General features: G+C 53.6%; 21 protein-coding genes. All 21 read left to right on the top strand.

Going from position 1 to position 18,510, the window contains the following annotated elements:
• The first annotated feature begins 28 nt into the window (after window positions 1-28).
• The 21 genes from topA (at window position 29) to fliY (ending at window position 18,491) form a co-directional block, all read left to right on the top strand.
• A complete protein-coding gene (topA, locus tag GC56T3_RS12185; protein WP_013145765.1) occupies window positions 29-2,104 on the top strand; it encodes a type I DNA topoisomerase in 2,076 nt (691 codons plus the stop codon).
• Between the two features lie 95 nt (window positions 2,105-2,199).
• Entirely contained in the window at window positions 2,200-3,102 is a 903-nt protein-coding gene (gene xerC, locus GC56T3_RS12180; protein ID WP_013145764.1) for a tyrosine recombinase XerC, read from the top strand.
• A gap of 23 nt (window positions 3,103-3,125) precedes the next feature.
• Window positions 3,126-3,668 carry an ATP-dependent protease subunit HslV gene (gene hslV, locus GC56T3_RS12175; protein WP_011230713.1) on the top strand — a complete coding sequence of 181 codons (543 nt, stop codon included), beginning with the start codon at window positions 3,126-3,128 and terminating at the stop codon, window positions 3,666-3,668.
• Between the two features lie 17 nt (window positions 3,669-3,685).
• Complete coding sequence (gene hslU / locus GC56T3_RS12170) at window positions 3,686-5,080, top strand: HslU--HslV peptidase ATPase subunit (protein ID WP_013145763.1); 1,395 nt, start codon at window positions 3,686-3,688, stop codon at window positions 5,078-5,080.
• Window positions 5,081-5,096: 16 nt separating this feature from the next.
• A complete protein-coding gene (gene codY, locus GC56T3_RS12165; RefSeq protein WP_011230715.1) occupies window positions 5,097-5,876 on the top strand; it encodes a GTP-sensing pleiotropic transcriptional regulator CodY in 780 nt (259 codons plus the stop codon).
• Between the two features lie 196 nt (window positions 5,877-6,072).
• Complete coding sequence (flgB, locus tag GC56T3_RS12160; protein ID WP_011230716.1) at window positions 6,073-6,462, top strand: flagellar basal body rod protein FlgB; 390 nt, start codon at window positions 6,073-6,075, stop codon at window positions 6,460-6,462.
• A gap of 3 nt (window positions 6,463-6,465) precedes the next feature.
• Window positions 6,466-6,918 carry a flagellar basal body rod protein FlgC gene (gene flgC / locus GC56T3_RS12155; RefSeq protein ID WP_013145762.1) on the top strand — a complete coding sequence of 151 codons (453 nt, stop codon included), beginning with the start codon at window positions 6,466-6,468 and terminating at the stop codon, window positions 6,916-6,918.
• A 19-nt stretch (window positions 6,919-6,937) separates the two neighbouring features.
• Window positions 6,938-7,234, top strand: coding sequence for a flagellar hook-basal body complex protein FliE (gene fliE / locus GC56T3_RS12150; RefSeq protein WP_013145761.1), 297 nt, complete (start codon window positions 6,938-6,940; stop codon window positions 7,232-7,234).
• An 81-nt stretch (window positions 7,235-7,315) separates the two neighbouring features.
• The gene (gene fliF, locus GC56T3_RS12145) at window positions 7,316-8,902 is read left to right on the top strand and encodes a flagellar basal-body MS-ring/collar protein FliF (RefSeq protein WP_013145760.1); all 1,587 of its coding nucleotides are present in this window, start codon (window positions 7,316-7,318) and stop codon (window positions 8,900-8,902) included.
• Between the two features lie 12 nt (window positions 8,903-8,914).
• On the top strand, window positions 8,915-9,934 hold the full coding sequence (gene fliG, locus GC56T3_RS12140) for a flagellar motor switch protein FliG (protein WP_011230720.1): 1,020 nt from the start codon (window positions 8,915-8,917) through the stop codon (window positions 9,932-9,934).
• Window positions 9,918-10,697, top strand: a complete 780-nt coding sequence (gene fliH, locus GC56T3_RS12135) for a flagellar assembly protein FliH (protein ID WP_013145759.1) — start codon at window positions 9,918-9,920, stop codon at window positions 10,695-10,697. The genes fliG and fliH overlap by 17 nt, the downstream gene beginning before the upstream one ends.
• Window positions 10,675-11,985 (top strand): flagellar protein export ATPase FliI, encoded by a 1,311-nt coding sequence (gene fliI, locus GC56T3_RS12130; RefSeq protein WP_083778779.1) that lies wholly within the window; start codon window positions 10,675-10,677, stop codon window positions 11,983-11,985. Before fliH ends, fliI begins: the two co-directional genes overlap by 23 nt.
• 42 nt (window positions 11,986-12,027) lie before the next feature.
• On the top strand, window positions 12,028-12,474 hold the full coding sequence (gene fliJ / locus GC56T3_RS12125) for a flagellar export protein FliJ (RefSeq protein WP_013145757.1): 447 nt from the start codon (window positions 12,028-12,030) through the stop codon (window positions 12,472-12,474).
• Window positions 12,475-13,086 carry a MotE family protein gene (locus GC56T3_RS12120; RefSeq protein ID WP_013145756.1) on the top strand — a complete coding sequence of 204 codons (612 nt, stop codon included), beginning with the start codon at window positions 12,475-12,477 and terminating at the stop codon, window positions 13,084-13,086. It begins immediately after the preceding gene.
• Window positions 13,083-14,273: a flagellar hook-length control protein FliK gene (locus GC56T3_RS12115; protein WP_013145755.1), complete on the top strand. Its 1,191-nt coding sequence runs from the start codon at window positions 13,083-13,085 to the stop codon at window positions 14,271-14,273. Before GC56T3_RS12120 ends, GC56T3_RS12115 begins: the two co-directional genes overlap by 4 nt.
• A gap of 17 nt (window positions 14,274-14,290) precedes the next feature.
• Window positions 14,291-14,719, top strand: coding sequence for a flagellar hook assembly protein FlgD (gene flgD / locus GC56T3_RS12110; RefSeq protein ID WP_011230726.1), 429 nt, complete (start codon window positions 14,291-14,293; stop codon window positions 14,717-14,719).
• Window positions 14,720-14,737: 18 nt separating this feature from the next.
• Complete coding sequence (flgG, locus tag GC56T3_RS12105) at window positions 14,738-15,604, top strand: flagellar basal body rod protein FlgG (protein ID WP_013145754.1); 867 nt, start codon at window positions 14,738-14,740, stop codon at window positions 15,602-15,604.
• A 43-nt stretch (window positions 15,605-15,647) separates the two neighbouring features.
• The gene (locus tag GC56T3_RS12100) at window positions 15,648-15,872 is read left to right on the top strand and encodes a flagellar FlbD family protein (RefSeq protein ID WP_013145753.1); all 225 of its coding nucleotides are present in this window, start codon (window positions 15,648-15,650) and stop codon (window positions 15,870-15,872) included.
• Window positions 15,859-16,287: a flagellar basal body-associated protein FliL gene (gene fliL, locus GC56T3_RS12095; protein WP_011230729.1), complete on the top strand. Its 429-nt coding sequence runs from the start codon at window positions 15,859-15,861 to the stop codon at window positions 16,285-16,287. The genes GC56T3_RS12100 and fliL overlap by 14 nt, the downstream gene beginning before the upstream one ends.
• 28 nt (window positions 16,288-16,315) lie before the next feature.
• Window positions 16,316-17,320, top strand: coding sequence for a flagellar motor switch protein FliM (gene fliM / locus GC56T3_RS12090; RefSeq protein ID WP_013145752.1), 1,005 nt, complete (start codon window positions 16,316-16,318; stop codon window positions 17,318-17,320).
• Window positions 17,310-18,491: a flagellar motor switch phosphatase FliY gene (gene fliY, locus GC56T3_RS12085; RefSeq protein WP_013145751.1), complete on the top strand. Its 1,182-nt coding sequence runs from the start codon at window positions 17,310-17,312 to the stop codon at window positions 18,489-18,491. Before fliM ends, fliY begins: the two co-directional genes overlap by 11 nt.
• Window positions 18,492-18,510: the final 19 nt, after the last annotated feature.

Raw genomic sequence — 18,510 nt, 5'->3', positions numbered from 1 at the left:
CAATTTACCTCCTAGGGGTGGAAGATGGATGTCAGACTACTTAGTTATCGTCGAATCGCCAACGAAAGCGAAGACGATCGAACGATACTTGGGAAAAAAATATACAGTCAAAGCGTCGATGGGCCACGTCCGCGATTTGCCAAAAAGCCAAATGGGCGTTGATATAGACCATGGCTACGAGCCGAAATACATTACGATCCGCGGCAAAGGCCAGGTGATCAAAGAGTTGAAAACGGCGGCGAAAAAAGCGAAAAAAGTGTTTCTTGCCGCCGACCCCGATCGCGAAGGAGAGGCGATTGCCTGGCATTTGGCCCACATGCTCGATCTGGACATTCACTCTGAATGCCGCGTTGTCTTTCATGAGATCACGAAGGATGCTATTCAGCAATCGTTTCAAAAGCCGCGCGCGATCAATATGAATCTTGTTGACGCCCAGCAGGCGCGGCGCGTGCTCGACCGCCTCGTCGGCTATAACATCAGCCCGCTCTTATGGAAAAAGGTGAAAAAAGGATTAAGCGCCGGCCGCGTCCAATCGGTGGCGCTGCGCCTCATCATCGATCGGGAACGAGAAATTCGCGAATTTCAGCCGGAAGAATATTGGACGATTCAAGCGACGTTTCAAAAAGAAGGAGAGACGTTTGCCGCCTCGTTTTACAGTATTGACGGACAAAAGCGCGATTTAAAGACGGAGGCGGATGTGAAAGCCGTGCTGGACCGCTTAAACGGAACGGCATTTGTGGTGAAAACGGTGACAAAACGAGAGCGCAAGCGCAGCCCCGTGCCGCCGTTTACGACGTCGTCGCTTCAGCAGGAAGCGGCGCGCAAACTGAATTTCCGGACGAAAAAGACGATGATGATCGCCCAGCAGCTGTACGAAGGAATCGATCTTGGCAGCGAAGGGACGGTCGGTTTGATCACGTATATGCGCACCGATTCAACGCGCGTCGCCGAGACGGCGCAGCAAGAGGCGGCGGCATATATCGAGGCGACGTTCGGCGCTATGTATGTCAACCAGGAAAAGCGGAAAGAGAAGAAAAGCACGAACGCCCAAGACGCCCATGAAGCGATCCGCCCGACATCGGCATTTCGCGATCCGGACAAAGTGAAACCGTATTTGACGCGCGACCAGTTTCGGTTGTATAAACTCATTTGGGAACGGTTCATCGCCAGTCAAATGGCGGCCGCCGTGCTTGACACCATGAGCGTCGAGTTGGAAAACAACGGTGTCGTGTTCCGCGCCAGCGGCTCGAAGGTGAAATTTCCAGGGTTTATGAAAGTGTATATTGAAGGAACGGACGATCAAACGGAAGAGCAGGACCGTATCCTCCCGGATTTGGAAGAAGAGGAAACGGTTGAGAGCGAAACGATCGAATCGAAGCAGCACTTTACTCAGCCGCCGCCGCGCTACACGGAAGCCCGCCTCGTCAAAACGTTGGAGGAACTCGGCATCGGCCGCCCGTCGACGTATGCCCCGACGCTTGATACGATCCAAAAACGCAACTATGTCGTCCTTGAGAACAAGCGGTTTGTCCCGACCGAGCTCGGCGAAATCGTTGTAGAGCTGATGCTCGAATTTTTCCCGGAAATTATCGATGTCGAGTTTACGGCGAAAATGGAAAAAGAATTGGACGAAATTGAAGAAGGGAAAGTGGAATGGATCAAAGTCGTCGACGAGTTTTACCGCGAATTTGAAAAACGGTTGAAAGTGGCGGAAAAAGAAATGCGCGCAGTTGAGATTAAGGATGAGCCGGCCGGCATTGACTGCGAGGTGTGCGGCAGTCCGATGGTGTACAAAATGGGCCGTTTCGGCAAGTTTATCGCCTGCTCGAATTTTCCGGAATGCCGCCATACGAAGCCGATTGTCAAAGAAATCGGCGTCAAGTGCCCGAAATGCCGCGAGGGCAACATCGTCGAGCGCAGCACGAAAAGAAAGCGGGTGTTTTACGGCTGCGACCGTTTCCCGGATTGCGACTTCGTCTCGTGGGATAAACCGCTCGCCCGCCCGTGTCCGAAATGCGCGGGGCTGCTTGTGGAGAAAGAGCTGAAAAAAGGTGTGCAAGTGCAATGCACGGCGTGCGACTATGAAGAGCGGCTAGAAGCCTGAATAGGCATCGGATACAATTCAGAATTTTATAAAAAAACAGTTGCGTTCATGCGGATGAATATGGTACGATGTAGTAGCCGTTGCGGGGTGAGGCGATGGAGAATTCGAAACTTGCGTTACAATTATTCATGGAATATTTACAAATCGAGAAAAATTATTCACAATATACTATTGTGTGTTACCGGCGTGACATTGAGCAGTTTTTCCGGTTTATGGATGAGGAAGGAATCGGCGCGCTCAATGAAGTGTCCTACAGCGACGTTCGTTTATATTTGACGAAACTATACGAGCAACAGTTGGCCAGCCGTTCGGTCGCCCGCAAAATTTCGAGTCTGCGCAGCTTTTACAAGTTTTTGTTGCGCGAAGGGCGGGTGGCCGAAAATCCGTTTGCGCTCGCGACACTGCCAAAAAAAGAGCAAAAAATTCCTAATTTTTTATACCCAAAAGAATTAGAAGCATTGTTTCTTGTCAATGATGAAAATACGGCCCTAGGCCAGCGCAATGCGGCGCTGCTTGAGTTGTTGTACGCGACTGGCGCTCGGGTTAGTGAATGTTGTCACATACAGCTGTCTGATGTCGATTTTGTTGCGGAAACCGTGCTCATTCACGGTAAAGGAAACAAGCAGCGCTACGTTCCGTTTGGCCGTCCGGCCCGCGAAGCGCTTGAACGGTATATCCATAGGGGCCGACGCGAACTGACAAGAAAGCTGCCGGCGGACCACCGCTATTTATTTGTCAACGCCCGAGGCAATCCGCTCACGCCTCGGGGAGTGCGCCATATTTTGGATCGGATTGTCGAAGCCGCTGCGCTGACGCAAAACATCAGCCCGCACGTGCTTCGGCATACGTTTGCGACTCATTTGCTCAACGAAGGGGCCGATCTCCGTTCGGTGCAGGAACTGCTCGGTCATGCGCATTTGTCATCGACGCAAGTATATACACATGTAACGAAAGACCGGCTGCGGCATATTTATTTGCAGGCGCATCCGCGGGCGTAACCCGCAGGCAAGGAGGGGAAATGATGGGAGCCTTTCATGCGACGACAATTTTTGCCATCCGCCATAACGGCGCATCCGCCATGGCTGGAGACGGCCAAGTGACGTTCGGCAATGCGGTCGTCATGAAGCATACAGCGAAAAAAGTGCGGCGGCTGTTCCAAGGAAACGTGCTCGCCGGTTTTGCCGGCTCCGTCGCTGACGCGTTTACGCTGTTTGAAATGTTTGAAGGCAAGCTCGAACAATGGAATGGCAACTTGCCGCGCGCGGCGGTTGAGCTGGCGAAAGAGTGGCGGAGCGATAAAGTGTTGCGCCGCCTCGAGGCGATGCTCATTGTTATGGACAAACAGCATTTGTTGCTTGTCTCCGGCACGGGCGAAGTGATTGAGCCGGATGATGGCATGCTTGCCATCGGCTCGGGCGGTCAGTATGCGTTGGCTGCTGGGCGTGCGTTGAAGAAGTACGCCGGCGGCTCGATGACCGCGAAAGAGATTGCCAAGGCGGCGCTCGAGATCGCCGCTGACATTTGCGTTTATACGAACGGCCATATTATTGTTGAAGAGCTGTAAAAAGGAGGAGGCCGATGATGGCGGAAACGTTGACTCCACGGCAGATTGTCGAAAAGCTCGATCAGTTCATCGTCGGGCAAAAAGAGGCAAAAAAGGCGGTGGCGATCGCGCTTCGCAACCGGTACCGCCGCAGTTTGCTCGATGAAAAATTGCGCGATGAAGTGATGCCGAAAAACATTTTAATGATCGGCCCGACCGGGGTCGGGAAGACGGAGATCGCCCGCCGGCTCGCCAAACTCGTCGGCGCCCCGTTCATCAAAGTCGAAGCGACGAAATTCACCGAAGTCGGTTATGTCGGGCGCGACGTCGAATCGATGGTGCGCGATTTGGTGGAAACGTCAGTTAGGCTCGTGAAAGAACGAAAAATGAACGAAGTGAAAGACAGGGCTGAACAGCAGGCGAACAAGCGGCTTGTTGAACTGCTCGTTCCGGGCAAGCCAAAGCAGACAATCAAAAATCCGCTTGAACTGCTGTTTGGCGGCCAAGGAGCCCAAGCGGACAACAGCTACAGCCATGAGGATGAACAGGTGGAACAAAAGCGGCGCCAAGTTGCTTGGCAGTTGGCAAACGGGCAGTTGGAAAACGAGATGGTGACGATTGAAATCGAGGAACAGACGCCGTTATGGTTTGACTTTTTGCAAGGGGCAGGCATTGAGCAGATGGGGATGAACATGCAGGACGCCTTGAGCAGCCTCATGCCGAAGCGGCGCAAAAAGCGGCGTCTCAAAGTGAGTGAAGCGCGCAAAGTGCTCATCAACGAGGAAGCGCAAAAGCTGATCGACATGGATGAAGTGACGCAAGAGGCCATCCGCCTGGCTGAGCAGTCCGGCATCATTTTTATCGATGAAATCGACAAAATCGCCCGCAGCGGAGCGGTGTCCGGCTCGGCCGACGTCTCGCGCGAAGGGGTGCAGCGCGACATTTTGCCAATTGTCGAAGGGTCGACCGTCATGACGAAGTACGGACCGGTGAAAACAGACCATATTTTATTCATCGCCGCCGGCGCGTTCCATATGGCGAAGCCGTCGGATTTGATCCCTGAGCTGCAAGGCCGTTTCCCGATCCGCGTCGAGCTTGCGAAACTTTCGGTCGACGATTTCGTAAGAATATTAGTCGAGCCGAATAACGCGCTCATTAAACAATATCAAGCTCTTTTGGCAACAGAAGGTATAAGTCTTGAATTTTCTGACGATGCTATTCGTAAGATTGCCGAGGTGGCGTTTGAAGTAAACCAGACGACCGACAACATCGGTGCGCGCCGGTTGCACACGATTTTGGAAAAACTGCTGGAAGACTTGCTGTTTGAGGCGCCGGACATCGGAATCGACAAGGTCGTCATCACACCGCAATATGTCGAGCAAAAACTCGGCAGCATCGTCAAAAACAAAGATTTAAGCGAGTTTATTTTATGAGGAGGAGATGAAATCAATGAACTTGCTAGAGAAAACGCGGAAAATCAACGCCATGTTGCAAAAGGCGGCCGGACGGCCGGTCAATTTTAAAGAAATGGCAGAAACTCTTTGCGAAGTGATTGAAGCCAATGTGTTTGTCGTCAGCCGCCGCGGTAAACTGCTTGGATTCGCCATTAAACAATCGATTGAAAACGAACGGATGAAGCGAATGCTGGAGGAGCGCCAGTTTCCGGAAGAATACACGAAAAACTTGTTCAACATTACGGAAACGTCTCCTAATATTGATATTAATAGCGAATATACGGCGTTTCCAGTGGAAAATCGTGACTTGTTCAAAACCGGCTTGACGACGATTGTTCCGATCAACGGCGGAGGCGAGCGGCTCGGCACGCTCATTTTATCGCGCCTTGACCGCGAGTTTGACAATGACGATCTCATTTTGGCTGAATACGGTGCGACGGTCGTCGGCATGGAAATTCTGCGTGAAAAGGCGGAAGAAATTGAAGAGGAAGCGCGCAGCAAGGCGGTCGTGCAAATGGCGATCAGCTCCCTTTCTTACAGCGAGCTTGAGGCGATCGAACACATTTTTGAGGAGCTTGACGGAACGGAAGGGCTGCTTGTCGCGAGCAAAATCGCCGACCGCGTCGGCATCACCCGCTCGGTCATTGTCAATGCTCTGCGCAAACTAGAAAGCGCCGGCGTGATCGAATCGCGCTCGCTCGGCATGAAAGGAACGTACATTAAAGTATTGAACGACAAGTTTTTAAGCGAACTTGAAAAATTGAAATCGAGCTGAACGGCGTAGCCGCCTAAGCCCGCTGGGTATTTTGGCCCGGCGGGTTTTTTGTTTTGACAAACATCCTTGGCATCGTTTTTCTGTAATGGCATCGTCGAAAAATAGTACCAAGTTCCGTCTATACATTGGGTTTTCTTTCCCGTAAAATGAAAACTAGCAGAAATTGTCGAAAAATAGGAGAAAAGAGGGGATTCCATTGGCGCTCTTTTCAGCGACGATCGGTTGGCTTGAACAAGGGCTTCGCTACGCTGCGCTTCGCCAACAGGCGATCGCCGACAACATCGCCAACGCCGATACGCCGGGCTATAAGGCGAAAGATGTGCGCTTTCAGGCTGAATTGGAACGGGCGTTTCGGCTTGAGGCCAAACGGACGAATCCGAAGCATTTTTCGTTTCCAAACGAACAAAATGGAAAAATCATCGTGACGACGGACACAACGGTGAGTTACAATCATAATGGAAACAGTGTCGATATCGATCAAGAAATGTCAAAACTAGCAGAAAACCAAATTTATTACAATGCCTTAATCGAGCGGCTCAACGGCAAATTTACCACGTTGAAAACAGTGATTAAAGGAGGGAAATAACGGGTGTCTTTGTTTCAAAGTCTAAACATTTCGGCTTCGGCGTTGACCGCTCAACGGTTGCGCATGGACGTGATTGCCTCCAACATCGCTAACGTCGATACGACGCGCGCCCGCCTTGTCAACGGCGAATGGGAGCCGTACCGCCGCAAAATGGTCATCATCGAACCGCAGAGCGGATCGTTTTCGGGCTATTTGCAGGCTGCGCTCGGCCGTGCCGACGCGGTGGACGGCGGAGTGCGGGTGCGCGAAATTGTCGATGATCCGGCGCCGTTTAAACTCGTCTACGACCCGAATCACCCGGATGCGGGCGCCGACGGCTATGTGCGTCTGCCAAACGTCGACCCGCTGAAAGAAATGGTGGACTTGATCGGGGCGACGCGTTCGTATGAGGCGAACGTTACGGTGTTGAATGCTTCGAAAGGAATGCTCATGAAGGCGCTCGAGATCGGGAAATAGCATGCGAGGGGGATAAACGATGATTGATGGAGCAAGCCGCATTGGGCTGACGATGTCTTCCGCCGTTTCGCCCCCAGCGAAGCCGGCTGAGGCGCAAAAGCAATTCGCCGCATTTTTCAAAGAGGCGCTCAACCGCGTGAACGAAGCGCAAATTCAAGCCGATGCGCTGACGGAAAAGCTCGTTCGCGGGGAGAACGTTCAGTTGCATGATGTGATAATCGCCGCGCAAAAAGCGAGCATCACGTTGCAGCTGACGCTGGAGATCCGCAACAAAGCGATCGAGGCGTATCAAGAAATGATGCGCATGCCATTGTAGCAGCAATGAATCGCAATACATACGGAAGCCGCCGCCATTGTTGCGCTATGGCGGCAGGTATTGGATCATCGGGGGAATTGTATGAGAAGGAAATGGAAAGAGTGGTGGAGCCGCGCTCGCGCGTTTTGGCAGGAACGGACAAAAAAACAGAAATGGCTCGTGCTCACTGCGGCAGCGGCCGTGCTTTTGGCCGTTGGCGTCGGCGTCTTTTTCGCCACAAGGACGGAAATGGTGCCCCTCTACAGCAATTTGTCGCCGCAAGAAGCGGGGCAAATTAAAGCAACGCTTGACCAGCGCGGCGTTCCGGCCGAAGTGGCGGACGGCGGGACGACGATTAAAGTGCCGAAAGAGCAAGTGGACGCGCTGAAAGTCGAGCTCGCTGCTGAAGGCATCCCGAACAGTGGAGTCATTGACTATTCATTTTTCGGCCAAAACGCGAGCTTCGGCATGACGGATAACGAGTTCAATATGGTGAAGCTGAAGGCGATGCAAACGGAGCTCGCCAACTTGATCAAGACGATCGACGGCGTCGAGGACGCCAAAGTCATGATCAACCTTCCGCAGCCGAGCGTATTCGTTTCCGATGAGAAAGGGGAAGCCTCGGCTTCGATCGTGCTGAAGACGAAGCCGGGCTATCAATTCAGCGACGAGCAAATCAAAGCGCTCTATCATCTCGTCGCCAAAAGTGTTCCGAATCTCTCTACAGATAATATCGTCATTATGAATCAGTTTTTTGAGTATTACGATTTAAAAAACGACGGCGAAAATTCGACAGGAACGACATTCGCCTCGCAGCAACAAATCAAAAAGCAGATCGAGCGCGACATTCAACGCCAAGTGCAGCAACTGCTCGGCACGATGATGGGGCAGGATAAAGTCGTCGTCTCCGTGACGGCGGATGTCGACTTTACGCAGGAGAAACGAGAAGAAAATTTGGTTTCTCCAGTGGACGAGAAAACGAAGCAAGGTATTGCCGTCAGCGTTCAGCGCATTAAAGAGACGTACTCCGGGAGCGGTGCGCCGCCCGGAGGCGCCGCTGGAACGGGCGCGAACGAAGTGCCGGGCTACCAAAACGCAAACGGCGCAACAAACGGCAACTATGAACGAACCGAAGAGACGATCAACAACGAGGTAAACAAAATCAAAAAGCAAATCGTCGAAAGTCCATATAAAATCCGCGACCTAGGCATCCAAGTGATGGTCGAGCCGCCTGACCCTAATGATCCGAACTCGCTGCCGCCCGAGACGGTCAATGATATTCAAAAACTGCTAGGAACAATCGTTCGGACGTCAATTGACAAAAGCGAGGCGCAAACGCTCACGGATCAAGACATCAACAACCGTATTGTCGTTTCGGTGCAAAAATTCAACGGCAAGCCGACATTCACCGAACTGGCGCCGGACCGGCCGGCGTGGTGGTGGTATGCGGCCGGTGCAGGAGCGCTGTTGCTCGTTGCCTTGCTGTTGTTCCTCTGGCTGCGCCGCCGCCGTGAAGACGAGGAAGAGGAAGAAGAACACTTGTTCACTCCGCCGCTTTCGACGGAGCCGGATTTGCCGGAGCCGCCGGAGACGGAGGCAGCGTTGCGCCGTCGACAGCTTGAGCGGCTGGCGAAAGAAAAGCCGGATGAGTTTGCAAAACTATTAAAAACGTGGCTATCGGAAGAGTAGGGGGAACGGCGTATGGCAAAGCGCGAACGAAAAGGCGGGCTGTCGGGCAGGCAAAAAGCAGCCATCCTGCTTATTTCCCTCGGCCCGGATGTGTCGGCCTCTGTCTATAAACATTTATCCGAGGAAGAGATTGAGAAGCTGACGCTAGAAATTTCCAACGTCCGTCAAGTGACGGCCGAACAAAAAGAGGAAGTGCTTGAAGAGTTTCGACAGCTCGCCTTGGCGCAAGATTACATTGCCCAAGGCGGCATCGCCTATGCGAAAGAAGTGCTTGAAAAAGCGCTCGGCCCGGATAAGGCGATGCAGATCATCAACCGCCTGACATCAGCGCTGATGGTGCGGCCGTTTGATTTCGCCCGCAAAGCCGACCCGATGCAGCTGCTAAACTTCATTCAAAATGAACATCCACAAACGATCGCTCTGATTCTTTCGTATTTGGAGCCGGCACAGGCAGGGCAAATTTTATCGGCGCTGCCGCAGGAAATGCAGGCGGATGTCGCCCGGCGCATCGCGCTGATGGACAGCACATCGCCGGAGATTATCAACGAAGTCGAGCAAATTTTGGAGCGGCGGCTGTCCGCGACCGTCGTGCAAGATTACACGCAAGCCGGCGGAATTGAGGCGGTCGTGGAAGTGCTGAACCAAGTCGACCGGAGCACGGAGCGGACGATTTTGGATGCCTTGGAAATTCAAGACCCGGAACTGGCCGAGGAAATTAAAAAACGGATGTTTGTCTTTGAAGATATCGTGACGCTCGATCACCGCGCCATTCAGCGCGTCATCCGCGAGGTGGACAACAACGATCTCATGTTGGCGCTGAAAGTAGCGAGCGACGAAGTGAAAAACATTATTTTCCGCAACATGTCGACAAGAATGGCCGAGACATTCAAAGAAGAAATGGAATATATGGGGCCAGTCCGGCTGCGTGATGTCGAGGAGGCGCAATCGCGCATCGTCGCAGTGATCCGTCGTCTCGAAGAGGCCGGAGAAATCGTCATCGCGCGCGGGGGAGGAGATGATATTATTGTCTAACGTCATTAAAGCGCCGAAATTGGCGGCGCGCGCTGGGAAAAAGACGATCATCGTGCAGCGCCATGTTTCCGATCTTCCATCGTCCGTCGACGATCGGCAGCGGGAGATGGAAGCGGTCGCCGCCGCCAAGGAAGAAGCAGCCAAGCTTCGCCGCCAGGCAGAGCAATATTACGAATCGGTGCGCGAGCAGTTGGCCCGCGAAAAAGAGGAATGGCAGCGTGAGAAAGAGCGTCTCATGCAGGAAGCGCGCGCCCGCGGGTATGAAGACGGCTATGCGGCTGGGCGCGAGGAGGCTTTGAGCGAGCACCGCGCGTTGATCGAGCAAGCCCGCCGCTTGGCGGAGCGAGCGAACACCGAATTTTACGCTCGCATCGAATCGACGGCTGAGGCGATGCTGGAGGTGGCGTTAAAAGCGGCCGAACGCATTCTCGGCGCCGCGCTTGAGGGCGATCGAAACGCTTTTTTGCCGCTCGTGCACCAAGCGTTGCAGGAAGTGCGCCAGCAAACGGAAGTGGCCGTTTATGTGCATCCGCACAGCTACGAAATCGTGGCAGAACAAAAAGAGCTGCTGAAATCTCTGTTTCCGCATCGCGTTGATCTATTCATCTACCCGGATGATGCGCTTCCTGAATATGGATGTGTCGTGGAGACGCCGTTTGGACGCATCGAGGCGGGCGTCGATGTACAGCTTGAGCGGCTGCGCGAGGCGCTCTACCGGCGATTGAAGGAGGGGGCGTTTTCTGAACTGGCAGGCGCTTCTTGATGAAATAGACGCTGTCGACTTGTATAAACGGTTTGGCAAAGTGTCGCGCGTCATCGGCTTGATGATGGAATCGAAAGGACCGAAAAGCTCGATTGGCGATCTTTGTTACATCCATGAACAGAGCGGATGCCGGAAAATTCCCGCCGAAGTCGTCGGCTTTCATGAACAGCACGTCTTGCTTATGCCGTTTTCCGCCACGACCCATATCGCTCCCGGCTGTTTTGTCGAAGCGACCGGCCGGCCGCTTGAAGTGCACGTCGGCGATGCGCTCATTGGCATGGTTCTTGATCCGCTCGGCCAACCGCTTGACGGGAGCCTGTTGCCGCCCGGGCTGAAGCCGGTTTCGGTCGAACGCGATCCGCCCAATCCGCTCGTTCGGCCGCCGATTGTCGAACCGCTTGAAGTCGGCATCCGCGTCATCGACAGCCTGCTTGCCGTCGGCAAGGGGCAGCGCGTCGGCATTTTTGCCGGCTCGGGCGTCGGCAAAAGCACGCTCATGGGAATGATCGCCCGCCATACGTCGGCTGATGTGAACGTCATCGCCTTAATCGGCGAGCGTGGCCGCGAAGTGCGCGAGTTTTTAGAGCGCGACCTTGGCCCAGACGGCTTGGCCCGCTCGGTCGTCGTCGTCGCCACGTCCGACCAGCCGGCGCTGATGCGCGTCAAAGGCGCCTATACGGCAACGGCGATCGCCGAATATTTCCGCGACCAAGGGGCGGATGTCATGCTCATGATGGACTCGGTCACCCGCGTCGCGATGGCGCAGCGGGAGATTGGCCTTGCTGTCGGTGAGCCGCCGACGACGAAAGGCTATACGCCATCGGTCTTCGCCCTCCTGCCAAAGCTGCTTGAACGGGCTGGAACGAACGCTTCCGGCACGATCACCGCGTTTTATACGGTGCTTGTTGACGGCGATGACATGAATGAGCCGATCGCGGATGCGGTGCGCGGCATTTTGGATGGCCATTTTGTGTTGGAACGCCAGCTGGCGAACAAAGGGCATTACCCAGCGATTAACGTGCTCAAAAGCGTCAGCCGCGTCATGCCCCACGTGATCAGCGCAGAGCACCGCGAAGCGGCAAACCGGTTTCGCCGCCTTCTGTCCACTTATATCGATTCGGAGGATTTGATTCAAATTGGGGCGTACAAACGGGGGTCGTCCCAAGAAATTGATGAGGCGATCGAATTTTATCCGCAAATGATGGCGTTTTGCCGCCAAAACATCGATGAAAAAACGACGCGCGCCGAAAGCATTGATGCCCTGTTGCGCTTGCTGTCGGTTCGGTGAGAAATCGCGCGCCATTTTCAGACGATGAAAGGGTGAACAAATGTGACGCCGACGTTTCGGCTGCAAAAAGTGCTGGCGATGAAAGAAAAAGAAAAAGAAAAGGCGCTTGGCGAATACGAGGAGGCGGTCCGCCGGTTTGAGCAGGCAGCCGAAACGCTTTACCGCCTGCTCAAGGAAAAAGAAGAATGCGCGGCGGCTCGGGATGAACAGCTTCAAGCCGGCCTGTCCGTTGGAGACATTCGCCTTAGGCTGCAATATATGGCGAATTTAGAGCGGATGATCGACCATTATCAGCTCGTCGTCATGCAGGCGCGCGAGCGGATGCAGCGCCGGCAGCAGCGTTTGATGGAATTGAATATCGAAGTGAAAAAATACGAAAAAATGCGCGAGCGCATGAAGCAGTGGGCCGAGCAGCTTGAGAGGGAAGCGGAGCGCCGCCTGTTTGATGAAATGGCGGTTCAACGTTTTGCAAGGCAAGGAGAGGTATAGATGGCGGAGAGCAAAGTTGAACAGGAAATGCAGGCGAGTTGGTGGCAATGGCTGTTGTTTGTCATTGTCATTCCGAGTGCGTTTGCCGCCTCCTTTCTGTTGTTGATTTTAAACATTGCCGGCGTTGATGCGGCCAAGGCGGCAAAGCAGTGGACCATAAAGGCGCCGTTTGTCTCCGAGTGGATCAACTGGAGCAAAAGGGAGAAAGCTTTGCAAAAAACGATTGAAGCTCAGCAGCAGACGATCAACCGGCAAAAACGAACGATCGCCGACCAACAAAAGCAAATCAAGCAGTTGAAAAATGAATTGGCGGCAAAGGAAAAGGAAATCGCCCAGCTGTCTGCGCCAAGCGGGAAAACGGACGCTCAGGCTGAGCCTGTTGACGAGCCGGCCTTGACGGAAGAAGATGTCGTCGGCATGTATGGCGCCATGTCGGAAAAACAGGCGGCGGCGATTTTAGCGGAACTGCCTGAGAGCGAAGCGCTCCGTGTACTGAGCCAGATTGACGGCGACAAAGCGGCAGCCATTTTGGAACAAATGCCGGCTGGGCAGGCGGCGAAACTGTTGGCATCGTTAAGCAAAAGGGCGATGGGGAAGGAGGCGGCCGAATGAAAGTAACGATCACAGCAAACGCGCCGCTATCGGCAGGCGCTATGGCGGTGAAAAAAGAGGCGGAAAACGCAAACGTGTTTGCGGCGTTGCTTGCGCACAAGCAACAAGAGTTATTGCCCGCTGGGGCAGAGACTAGCTTGTTTCAAGAGGAGTCGAGCAAAAACAAAGAGCCAGATTGGCAAAATGGCGGAATGGAAACGGGCGCAGCCGGACAACCATCTTCAGCGGAAAAGAAGCCGGCGCCAATCGAATCATTGTGGCTTGCCCCTTCCATCATGACAGCTTTGGCTGTCGCACCTATTTCGGCAGCTGCAGGCGCGCCGCTTTTGGCGGCGGATCAGCAGGCGGAAGGGAAAACGAGTGATCATTGGACATTTCCGTTTGTCGGTGCGATGAATGGTGAAGAAACGATTGCCGCTCAGCCGGCGGCCGATGAAGCGGGATTGGAACGTGCGTTCATAACCGACGGACGGAAACGTGGTCATATCGATGCTGAATCGGGTTCGCCTTCCAGCGGAAAAACAGGGATGTTTCCACCGCTCCTGAGCGACGGCGACCAGCGTCCATTCCATGAGCAGGGAGGCAACAGGACGGTTGTCGCGCTGCCGAACGAAGCTTCTCCTGTCCGTCCGGCTGGCGAAAAAGACGTTTCGCTGCCAAAAAGGGGGGACAAGGGGCATGGCGGCGAGGCCGCTCCTTCGTTCACCACTCCTCCTGCGCTTTTATCACCCTCCTCTTCATCTGTCGGGTTGGTCGGCGAGATGCCGGCGTCAGCTGGCGGAAGCGTCGCTGATCAAGTCGCCCACGCGCTAAGGTCGGCGCGGTGGATGAAGCTTCCAAACGGTGTCATGCAGCTTGTCATCCGTCTGCATCCGGAACATCTCGGGACGGTGACGGTGAAAATGACAGAGGAAGGTGGAAAGCTCGCCGCCAAGCTGCTCGTGGCGAACGACGCGGTGAAAGAGTTGCTCTACGCTCATTTGCCGCAGCTTGCTCAGCAGCTTGATGCGAGTTCCATCACGGTCGAAAAATGGACCGTTTGGTCGGATTATGACAGCCCCGCGATGCCGCCGTATTCCGGGAACCGCCAAGGAGGGCAGCAGCAGGGCGAATCGCGGCAAAAACAAAAGCGGGAGCCATCATCTTCCTTCCCGTTTGCGCTAGACGGGATCGAAGCTGACGCATAAGGGGGAAAAGAACGAGGATGACAACGAATGCGATTGATGGAAGCTTATGGCTGGCAAACGCGGTTCAGCCGGAACGGAAAACGGGCAATCAAATTTTAGGAAAAGACGACTTTCTCAAAATTTTGCTCGCTCAGCTCGAAAATCAAGACCCGCTCAATCCAATGGAAGATAAAGACTTTATCGCGCAAATGGCGAGCTTCTCCTCGCTTGAGCAAATGATGAACATCGCCAATTTGATGCAGCAATGGATGCAAGCGTCAAGCCGCGATGCGCTTTTGCGCTACAGCGAATGGATCGGCAAAACGGTGCACTGGCAAGATGGCGAGACGATGATGAGCGCCGTCGTTCAATCGGTCATGCAAAAAGACGGCCAAGTGACTCTAGGGCTTGATAACGGGACAACGATTGCCGCGGATGCGGTCGTGAAAGTCGAACAAAAAGGATAAAAAGGGGAGAGGGAATCGATGCTTCGCTCCATGTATTCCGGAATCGGCGCTATGCGCAACTTTCAAACAAAGCTGGATGTTATTGGCAACAACATTGCCAATGTCAATACGTACGGGTTTAAAAAAGGACGAACGATTTTCAAAGATTTGATGAGCCAGACGATTTCTGGAGCAAGCGGGCCCAATGCCGGTGCCGGCCGCGGCGGGACGAATCCAAAGCAGGTCGGGCTCGGTTCGCAGCTTGCGGCGATCGACACCGTCCATACGCAAGGCAGCTTGCAAACGACCGGGCGTGTGCTTGACTTGGCGATTTCAGGGGATGGATTCTTTATTCTCGGCGAGTTGAATAATGGAAATCTTATAAATCCGTTGTTTACGAGAGCAGGAAATTTTTATTTAGATAAAGAGGGATATATTGTCAATGCCGATGGCTTATATTTAGTCGGTGAAGGATATCAGAATGGGGCATTTACGGGAAAACGGGCTCGAATTCAAATTCCAACTGATGCGAAAAGCGTCAGCATCGGCGCTGATGGGGTTGTGAACTATGTAGATGCGGTTGGAAACTTGCAAGTGGCAGGGAGAATTCGACTGGCCAAGTTCCCCAACAATGATGGGTTAGAAAAAGTAGGAGGAAATTTATTTAGAGAAACAGCCAACTCAGGCACAATCATCAATCCAAATAATCAAAACGAATGGATTGCCTACCCTCCTCAAGAAAGCGGAGCGGGCTCAATCGTTTCCGGCGCGCTTGAGATGTCCAACGTCGACCTTGCCGAGGAATTCACGGAGATGATCGTCGCCCAGCGCGGCTTCCAGGCGAATACGCGCATCATTACGACATCGGATGAAATTTTGCAAGAGCTTGTCAACTTGAAAAAATAGAATAGGAGGTAGGGCGTGAGCGGCGTCTTGCGCCTGCTGCTCGATGATTTCGTTAACGAAGCTCAACGGCAAACGGTTTGTGCTCAATGCATTGTACATCGAACAAATTGAAGCGTTTCCTGATACGACCGTGACGCTGACGAACGGAAAAAAATTCGTCGTGCGCGAAACGGTCGAGCAAGTGGCTGCACGAGCGAGCGAATTTTACCAGCAGCTTGGTGTGTTTCGCTTACCGAAAGCAGGAGGATTGGACAGTGAAAGGGAATAAAGCAATCAAAACGATGATCATTGTGCTGGCGGTCATCGCTTTGGCTGGAACGGCGGCGCTTGTCGCGGTGATGAAGATGGGGCATGCGGAAAAACAAGGGGCGCCAAGCGCCGATGAACTGGCGGAACGATCGATCGACATTCCGGAAATGACCACCAATTTAGCGGACGGGCGTTATATTAAAATCTCATTTAAAATTGAAACAGACAGCGATCAAGGAAAAGAAGAGGCGGAGAAACGCGATTTTCAGATGAAAGACGTGATCATCGAGCAACTTTCGCAGATGAAAGCGGCCGACTTTAAAGGAAAAGAAGGACTGACGGCGCTGAAAGAGCGGCTGAAGCGCGAGATCAACGGATTGATGCAAGAAGGGAGAGTGGAGAACGTCTACATTACCTCTTTTATCCTCCAGTAGCCCTGTCATTGGAAGGGGGGAAGATGAAATGACGGCCGGGGAAGTATTGTCGCAAAGCGAAATTGACGCGTTGCTCGCTGCGCTTTCTGCAGGGGAGATGAGCGCGGAGGAGCTGAAAAAAGAGGAGGAAGGCCGACGCGTCAAAACGTATGATTTCCGGCGGGCGCTCCGGTTTTCCAAAGATCAAATCCGCAGCCTGACGCGCATTCATGAGAATTTCGCCCGTCTGCTGACAACGTTTTTTTCCGCCCAGTTGCGCACATATGTGCAAATTTCGGTCGCATCGGCCGACCAAATTCCATACGAAGAATTTGTCCGCTCCATCCCCAAAATGACGATCATCAATGTCTTTGAGGTGCCGCCGCTTGGCGGGCATGTCCTTTTGGAAGTCAACCCGAACATCGCTTACGCCATGCTTGACCGGGTGATGGGCGGGCGCGGCGTCGGCATGGATAAAGTGGAGCATTTGACGGAGATTGAAACACGCATCATGTCCAATTTGTTTGACAAGGCGTTTGTCTATTGGCGCGACGCTTGGGAATCGGTGGCGGAAGTCGACCCGCTCTTTGTCGATTTTGAAGTCAATCCGCAGTTTTTGCGCATGATTGCGCCGAACGACACCGTCGTCGTCATTTCGCTCAACACGCAAATCGGCGAAGCGCGCGGCATGATGAATGTGTGTATTCCGCATGTCGTCTTGGAGCCGATTATGCCGCGGCTGTCGGTGCATTACTGGATGCAGGCGCAAAAAAAGGAGCGTTCCCCCGAGGAAGCGAAACGGATCGAACAGCGCATCCGCGCGGCAAAATTGCCGATTATCGCTGAACTGGGAACGGCGGTCATCACGGTCAATGAATTTCTTCAACTCGAGGCCGGCGATGTCATTCAGCTCGAGCAGTCGATTCATGAGCCGCTCGTGGTCAAAATCGGCCATATTCCAAAGTTTATCGGCCAGCCGGGGAAGCGGAACAAAAAGCTGGCGGTGCAAATTTTAGCGATGATCGAGGGGGACAAAGACGACCATGATGAATGATGGAATGTTGTCGCAGGATGAAATTGATGCTTTGTTGCGCGGAATGGACAGCGACGGACATATTCCGGCGCTTCATGATATTCTCTCTCCACTTGAGCAGGACGCCCTTGGGGAAATCGGCAATATTTCTTTCGGCAGTTCGGCCACTGCCCTGTCGATGTTATTGAACCAAAAGGTGGAAATTACGACGCCAAGCGTGTCCATTATCGAGCGCACAAGCGTCGCGGATGAATTTCCGCAGCCATATGTCGCCATCCAAGTCAACTATACGGAAGGGCTGCTCGGGACAAACTTGTTGGTCATTAAACAGCAAGACGCGGCGATTATCGCTGATTTAATGCTTGGCGGCGACGGAACGGCGGCCGATGGTCCGCTCGGAGAGATTCAGCTGAGCGCTGTTCAAGAAGCGATGAACCAAATGATGGGTTCAGCGGCGACGTCGATGTCGACCGTCTTTGGCAAGCGGGTTGATATTTCCCCGCCGACGCTCCACCTGCTTGATTTGGCGGAAGGAAAAGGGATGGAATATTTGCCGGACGAAGATTTTCTCATTAAAGTGTCATTTCGGCTGAAAATCGGCGAGTTGATCGACTCAAGCATTATGCAGCTGCTGCCGGTCGATTTCGCGAAAGAATTGGTTGCCCAATTGCTCGGCTCGCCGCTTGAGGAGCCGGGGGCTGCGGAAGTTAACCTCAAGTCGTCGGCGGACGCGCGGCCGTTTAGCGAGCCGCAGCCTGTTCCGACTTACGCTCAGGCGAACGGCGGTGCGGCCGTTTCAGAAGCGGCGAGCCGCTCGACGGATGAACCGCCGGCTGGGCGCGCGGACAAGGAGAGGGATGGTGCAACCGCTCGGCATATTCAAACCGCCGATTTCGTCGAGTTCGATGCCCCGCCGCTTGCGGCAACGGAGGCGCGCAATTTGGAGCTGCTGTTTGATGTGCCGCTGCAGGTGACGGTTGAACTCGGACGGACGAAGCGATCGGTGCAGGAAATTTTGCAGCTGTCGACTGGATCGATCATTGAACTCGATAAACTGGCCGGCGAACCGGTCGATGTGTTTGTCAACAACAAGCTGATCGCGAAAGGCGAGGTTGTCGTCATCGATGAAAATTTCGGCGTCCGCATCACGGACATCATCAGCCAAAGCGATCGGCTAACACGGCTAAAATAAACAGGCGTTTGGGAGGTAA

Origin of the sequence: Geobacillus sp. C56-T3 (assembly GCF_000092445.1) — a bacterium.
In the GTDB taxonomy this organism is placed as follows: domain Bacteria; phylum Bacillota; class Bacilli; order Bacillales; family Anoxybacillaceae; genus Geobacillus; species Geobacillus thermoleovorans.
This window is presented reverse-complemented; position numbering and strand designations above follow the sequence as displayed.